Below are 6,637 nucleotides of genomic sequence, written 5' to 3'. Positions count from 1 at the left end.
CAGTCTTTTTGGGTTGGGGGGGGGTGTTTTTTGTGAATCCCCCCCGGGGCCCCCCGCGGGTGCTCTCAACCAACAGCTCCCGGTCGGGGGGCGGGCCGGGGCCCCCCCCCGGCCCCCATCGTCGTGTTCCGTGGCTGCTCTGCTCTGGCGTACAGGGTTCAGCTCCTGAGGGCCGCGGCCTTGTCGGCCAGCTCCGAGATCTCCCCGGCCAGGGACGCGAGCTGCCCGGCCAGCTCCTCGACGTCCTCGACGTCCTCGACGCCCTCGGTCTCCTCGGTCGGCTCCGCGGCCTGTACGGGCTCCGCGGCCCCTTCGGCCTGCGCCTGTTCCGCGGCCGGGGCGCCGAGCCCGCGCATCAGGGCCACCGCGAGGACACCGGCGGCGAGCAGGAGGGCGGTACCGCCCAAGGCGGCGTACTGCATGCCGTGGACGAAGGCCTCGCGGGCCACGGCCAGCAGCTGTTCGCCGGCCGCACCGCCGAGCTGGTGGGCGGTGGCGACGGCGCCGCCGAGGGTCTCCCGGGCGGCGGGCGCCGCGTCCGACAGGTCGGAGCGGTAGACGGCCGTGCCGAGGCTGCCCAGGACCGCCATGCCCAGCGCGCCGCCGAACTCCTGGCCGGTCTCCAGCAGGGACGCGGCCGAGCCGGCCTTCTCCGCGGGAGCCGAGCCCAGCGCCATGTCGGAGACCAGGGACATCACGGTGACGATGCCGGAGGCGAGCACCCCGGCGCCGGTCAGCAGCAGCCACAGGGAGTCGCTGCCGACCAGGCTGATCAGGGCGAACCCGCCGGCTGCCAGGGCGAAGCCGCCGGCGATGACGTACGCCCGGTCGGTCGTGCGGGCCAGGGCCGCGCCGGCCGGGGCGGCGGCGCCGATGACCAGCGAGGGCGCGAGGCTCCACAGGGCGGCCTCGAGCGTCCCCATGCCGAGCACCGACTGCAGGTACTGGGTGGTGAAGTAGGCCGAGCCCATCATGGCGAAGGCGGCGATGGTGTTGAGGGCGATCCCGGCGCCGAAGCCGCGGCCCCGGAAGAGGGCACGGCTGACCATGGCGTCGTCACGGGTGCGCTGGCGCCGGACGAAGATGGCCGCGAAGGCCAGGCCCACGGCCACGGAGACCAGGTGGAGCGGCCGGGCACCCTCGGCGGCGATCTCCTTCAGGCCGTACACGACCGGGAGCACGGCGGCCATCGACAGCGGGACGCTCAGCAGGTCGAAGCGGCCGGGCGCCGGGTCCTTGAACTCCGGGACCAGCATGGGGACGAGGACCAGCAGGAGCAGCATCGCGGGCACGTTGATCAGGAAGACCGAGCCCCACCAGAAGTGGTTCAGCAGCACGCCGCTCATCACGGAGCCGAGGGCGATGCCGCCGGTCATGGCCCCGGACCAGATGGCGATGGCCTGGCCGCGCTGCTTCGCGTCCTGGAAGAGGTTGCGCACGAGGGCCAGCGTGGAGGGCATCAGGGTCGCGCCGCCGACGCCGAGCAGCACCCGGGCCGCGATCAGCATCTCGGCGCTGGTGGCGTAGGCGGCGCAGACGGAGGCGATGCCGAAGGCGGTCGCGCCCGTCAGCAGCAGCTTGCGGCGGCCGATGCGGTCACCGAGCGAACCCATGGTGATCAGCAGGCCGGCGAGGGCGAAGGCGTAGCTGTCGAAGATCCAGAGCTGCTGGGTGGCGCTCGGGTCCAGCTCCCGGGTGATGGCCGGGATGGCGAAGTAGAGGACGGAGACGTCCATCGAGACCAGGAGCAGGGGCAGCAGGAGGACGGTGAAGGCGGTCCATTCCCGGCGGCCGGCCAGAGGTGCGGAGGGGTTCGTCATGAGCAGCAATGTACAAGCGTCATAAACGCCTGTCTAGTACGTCCGTATGGGACGTGCGTTTGAGACTGTCGTCTATGACGGCCGTCTTGATACGGTGAGGGCATGGGACACCGTGAAGATCTGCTCGAAGGCGCGAAGAAGTGCCTGGTCGAGAAGGGTTTCGTGCGGACGACCGCGCGCGACATCGTCAACGCCTCCGGCGCGAACCTGGCGTCGATCGGCTACCACTACGGCTCGAAGGACGCCCTGCTCACCCAGGCGTTCATCGCGATCGCCGAGGAGTGGGGCGATTCCTTCAAGCCGGACGTCACGGGTGAGGGCGGCTCGCTCGAACGCTTCCGCTCGATCTGGGACGGCGTGATCGGACAGCGCGACCAGGCGGCCCCGATGTGGACGGCCAGCCTGGAGATCGCGATGAACGGCGACCGGCTTCCGGAGCTGCGGGAGATGGTCGTGTCCTCGGAGGGCGAGGGGCGCAAGGGGCTGACCGAGATGTTCACGGGCATCCCGGAGGAGCGGCTCGAAGAGCGGGACATCCGGACCCTGGGCGGGCTGTACCAGGTGCTGGTCTCCGGGATGATGGTGCAGTGGCTGTACAACCCCGAGAACGCCGTCACCGCCGAGGAGTTGACCGAAGGCATGCGCCGCGCCGCGCAGATGATGGTGAACGGCAAGGACGCGGGCGCCCCCGCCTGAGGCCCGGCCGTGCGGGTATCCGGCCGGGTGCGCGGGCAGGCGTTCAGCCGTGCAGGCGGGCCGTTTTGAGGGCCATGTGGAGCAACAGGCGGTCCTCGCCGTCGTCCAGGTCCAGGCCGGTCAGCTGCTCCACCCGTCCCAGCCGGTAGTACAGGGTCTGGCGGTGGATGCCGAGGGCGGCCGCCGCGCGGCCCGCCTGGCCCGCGCAGTCCAGGAACAGCTCGGCGGTACGGGCCAGTTCCCGGTGCGCGGGCTCCCGCAGGACCCGGGTCGCCGGATCGCCCACCGGACCGGCGGCCGCGAGGGCGGCCAGCATCCGGTACGGGCCGATCGCCGACCACCGGGCCACCGTGCCGAACCGGGGCTGGGCCGCGGCCGCCACCGCCGCCGCCGAGGCCTGCGACCAGGCGTCGGGCAGGGCCGCCAGCCCCCGGTGGGGCTCCGCGATCCCGGCGGTCGCGCCGCCCTGGGCCAGCAGCCGGGTCGCCACGCCCTCGGCGGGGACGAGCACCTCGGCGGAACGCAGCCTGACCAGTACGGCGAGGGCCTGTCCGGACCGCCGCGCCGGCCGGTCCCCGGAGCCCGGCCCGGATGCGGAGCCCCTCTCGGCCCCGGCCCCGCCGGCCCGGCCGCCGTCTTCTCCGTCCCCCGGCCGGGGGACGGTGCACACCGCCGCCGTGCCCGGCACCGAGGCGGGGGCCTCGCCGGTCCACGGCGTCACGCACACCACCGCGTGCAGCCCGTCCGCCCCCGCGCCCAGGGCCATCCGGAGCGCGGCCACCGCCATGTCCTGCTCCCAGCCCCGGCCGGCCGTGAGCACCGCCCGGAACTCCCGGGACAGGTCGGCCCCCGCCTTCGCCTCCTCCGCGAGCAGGATCCCGATCCGCTCGGCCACGTCCATGGCGGCCGCGAGGACCTCCGGCCCGGGGCCGGGCTCCTGGTCGAGGAGCCACACGTACCCCTGCACGATCCCCCGGTAGCGCACCGGCAGGCAGATCCGCCCCCGGAAGACCCCCGCGTCCGGGGCCGCCGGAATGCGGACCGGCCCCGTGGCCCGCGCGATGCCGAAGGCCTCGAACCAGGCCCGCACGGCCGCCGTCGACTGCCGGGTCAGGATCGAGCGGGTGCGTACCGGGTCCATGGCGAGATCGTCGTCGCTGTCGTGCGCGCCGAAGGCGATGAGGCGGAAGTCCCGGTTCTCCAGCGTCGCCGGGGCACCGAGCAGCGCCGAGATCTCGTCCACCAGGTCCTGGTAATCGCCCTTCACCCGGACATTCTCCCACCCGGAAACCCGGTCTTCAGACAGATGTATGAGATCGGGGACACGGATGCGTGACAGCTGTCGATGGCAGAGGATCAAAGCGATCCTTAGGTTTCACGGTGGTTTTACTCGCGTTTTCCTTACGGTCCCGCCCACCCCGCGCGGACCGCGAGCCTGCTTCTGCCACCTGTAGGAGGTGCCCCGTGCTGGGTCCCGCGATCCTCGCCGCTTCGCGCAGCGACAAGATGCGCCGAATCGTCTCTGCCGCCCCGGTGACCAAGCCCGTGGTGACCCGGTTCATCCCCGGCGAGACGGTCGACCAGGTCATCCCGATCGTCAGGGACCTCACGCAGAAGGGCCTGGAGATCACGCTCGACGTGGTGGGCGAGGACATCACCACCGTGGAGCAGTCCTACGCCGCGCGTGACGCCTACCTCGAACTCATCGAGCACCTGGCGGGCCTGGAACTGGGCGAGACCGTCGAGATGTCCGTCAAGCTGTCGATGTTCGGCCAGGCGCTGGAGGGCGGCCACGAGCTCGCCCTCGCCAACGTCCGCCCGGTCGTCGAGGCCGCCGCCGCCATCGGCACCACCGTCACGCTGGACGCCGAGGACCACACCACCCTCGACTCGATGTTCGCCATCCACGAGGAGCTGCGCCGGGACTTCCCGCAGACCGGCTGCGTGATCCAGGCGTACCTGTTCCGCACCGAGGCCGACGCCCGCCGCCTGGCCGCCGCCGGCAGCCGCGTCCGGATCGTGAAGGGCGCCTACAAGGAGCCCGCCGAGGTCGCCTACCAGGACAAGGCCGAGATCGACAAGGCGTACGTCCGCATCCTGAAGACGCTGATGGAGGGCGAGGGCTACCCGATGATCGGGTCGCACGACCCGCGCCTGATCGCCATCGCCCAGGAGCTCGCCCGCACGGCGGGGCGCAAGCTGGACGAGTACGAGTTCCAGATGCTGTACGGCATCCGCAGCGAGGAGCACCTGCGGCTCGCCGCCGAGGGCCACCGGATGCGCGTCTACACCGCGTACGGGACGGACTGGTACGGCTACTTCATGCGGCGCCTCGCCGAGAAGCCGGCCAACCTCCTGTTCTTCCTCCGCTCGATGATCACCAAGAACTAGCCAGAACCAGGTCAAGGAGTTACCAGTCCCATGGATGCTGTGACCCAGGTCCCCGCGCCGGTCAACGAGCCGGTCCACTCGTACGCCCCCGGCACCCCGGAGCGCGCGCGCCTCGAAACGCAGCTCAAGCAGCTGTCCGAGAACCCCATCGACCTGCCGATGACGATCAACGGCGTCAAGCGCATGGGCGGGGGCGAGCGCTTCGACGTGGTCCAGCCGCACGACCACAAGTCCGTGCTCGGCACCTACGCCAACGCCACCGAGGACGACGCCCGCGAGGCCGTCGACGCCGCCCTGGCCGCCGCCCCGGCCTGGCGCGCCATGTCCTTCGACGACCGCGCCGCCATCATCCTGCGCGCCGCCGAGCTGCTGTCCGGCCCGTGGCGCGAGAAGCTGGCCGCCTCCACCATGCTGGGCCAGTCGAAGACCGCGCAGCAGGCCGAGATCGACACCCCGTGCGAGCTCGTCGACTTCTGGCGCTTCAACGTCCACTTCGCCCGCCAGATCCTGGCCGAGCAGCCGGTGGCGAACTCCGCCGGCGTGTGGAACCGCAGCGACCACCGCCCGCTCGAGGGCTTCGTCTACGCGATCACGCCGTTCAACTTCACGGCCATCGCCGGCAACCTGCCGACCGCCCCCGCCCTGATGGGCAACGTGGTCGTGTGGAAGCCGTCCCCGACGCAGACCCACTCCGCGGTCCTCCTGATGGAGCTCCTGGAGGAGGCCGGCCTGCCGAAGGGCGTCATCAACCTGGTGACGGGCGACGGCATCGCCGTCTCCGAGGTGGCCCTGAACCACCCCGAGCTGGCCGGCATCCACTTCACGGGTTCGACCAAGACCTTCCAGTACCTGTGGAAGACGGTCGGCAACAACATCGAGACGTACAAGTCCTACCCGCGCCTGGTCGGCGAGACCGGCGGCAAGGACTTCGTCGTCGCGCACCCGTCCGCGGACCGCGCCGTCCTGAAGACCGCCCTGACCCGCGGCTCCTTCGAGTTCCAGGGCCAGAAGTGCTCGGCGTCCTCGCGCGCCTACATCCCGGCCTCGATCTGGAACGACGGCTTCAAGGAGGCCTTCGCGGCCGAGGTCGACGGCATCACCATGGGTGACGTCCGCGACCTGACCAACTTCATCGGCGCCGTCATCGACGAGCGTTCGTTCGCGAAGAACAAGGCCGCGATCGACCGCGCCAAGGCCGACCCGACCTGCGAGATCGTCGCCGGCGGCAGCTACGACGACTCGGAGGGCTACTTCGTCCGCCCGACCGTCATCGTGTGCACCGACCCGGAGAACGAGGTCTTCACGACCGAGTACTTCGGCCCGATCCTCGCCGTCCACGTCTACGAGGACGCCGAGTTCGACGCGATGCTGGCGCAGATGGAGTCCGTCTCCGCGTACGCGCTGACCGGCTCGATCATCGCCGCCGACCGCTACGCGGCCGCGGACGCGATGGAGAAGCTCCGCTTCGCGGCGGGCAACTTCTACATCAACGACAAGTCGACCGGCGCCGTCGTCGGCCAGCAGCCCTTCGGCGGCGGCCGTGCCTCGGGCACCAACGACAAGGCCGGCGCCGCGAGCAACCTGCACCGCTGGGTGTCGACCCGCTCCATCAAGGAGACGCTGGTCGCGCCGACCGAGTACGGCTACCCGCACATGGGCTGATCCCGGTGATCCCGGTGATCCCGCCCCGCTGAGCCCCGCCCCCCGTGCGCGAGCCCCCCAGACGCAAA

General features: G+C 71.4%; 5 protein-coding genes. 3 read left to right on the top strand and 2 right to left on the bottom strand.

Going from position 1 to position 6,637, the window contains the following annotated elements; translation table 11 throughout:
* Positions 1-158: 158 nt before the first annotated feature.
* Entirely contained in the window at positions 159-1,820 is a 1,662-nt protein-coding gene (locus ACFXA3_RS10270; protein ID WP_385184594.1) for an MFS transporter, read from the bottom strand.
* Positions 1,821-1,922: 102 nt separating this feature from the next.
* Between ACFXA3_RS10270 and ACFXA3_RS10265 the strand changes: the two genes are divergently transcribed.
* The gene (locus ACFXA3_RS10265; RefSeq protein ID WP_385184591.1) at positions 1,923-2,516 is read left to right on the top strand and encodes a TetR/AcrR family transcriptional regulator; all 594 of its coding nucleotides are present in this window, start codon (positions 1,923-1,925) and stop codon (positions 2,514-2,516) included.
* A 43-nt stretch (positions 2,517-2,559) separates the two neighbouring features.
* Here ACFXA3_RS10265 and ACFXA3_RS10260 read toward each other — a convergent pair whose 3' ends face one another.
* The gene (locus ACFXA3_RS10260; protein ID WP_385184588.1) at positions 2,560-3,783 is read right to left on the bottom strand and encodes a PucR family transcriptional regulator; all 1,224 of its coding nucleotides are present in this window, start codon (positions 3,781-3,783) and stop codon (positions 2,560-2,562) included.
* 197 nt (positions 3,784-3,980) lie between these two features.
* Between ACFXA3_RS10260 and ACFXA3_RS10255 the strand changes: the two genes are divergently transcribed.
* Positions 3,981-4,907 (top strand): proline dehydrogenase family protein, encoded by a 927-nt coding sequence (locus ACFXA3_RS10255; RefSeq protein ID WP_328763794.1) that lies wholly within the window; start codon positions 3,981-3,983, stop codon positions 4,905-4,907.
* 30 nt (positions 4,908-4,937) lie between these two features.
* Complete coding sequence (gene pruA / locus ACFXA3_RS10250; RefSeq protein WP_385184584.1) at positions 4,938-6,569, top strand: L-glutamate gamma-semialdehyde dehydrogenase; 1,632 nt, start codon at positions 4,938-4,940, stop codon at positions 6,567-6,569.
* The last annotated feature ends 68 nt before the right edge of the window (positions 6,570-6,637 follow it).

This window comes from Streptomyces sp. NPDC059456, assembly GCF_042750055.1.
Taxonomy (GTDB): Bacteria; Actinomycetota; Actinomycetes; order Streptomycetales; family Streptomycetaceae; genus Streptomyces.
Note: the sequence above shows the minus strand (reverse complement) of the source record. Positions and strands in the feature narration are given on the sequence as shown.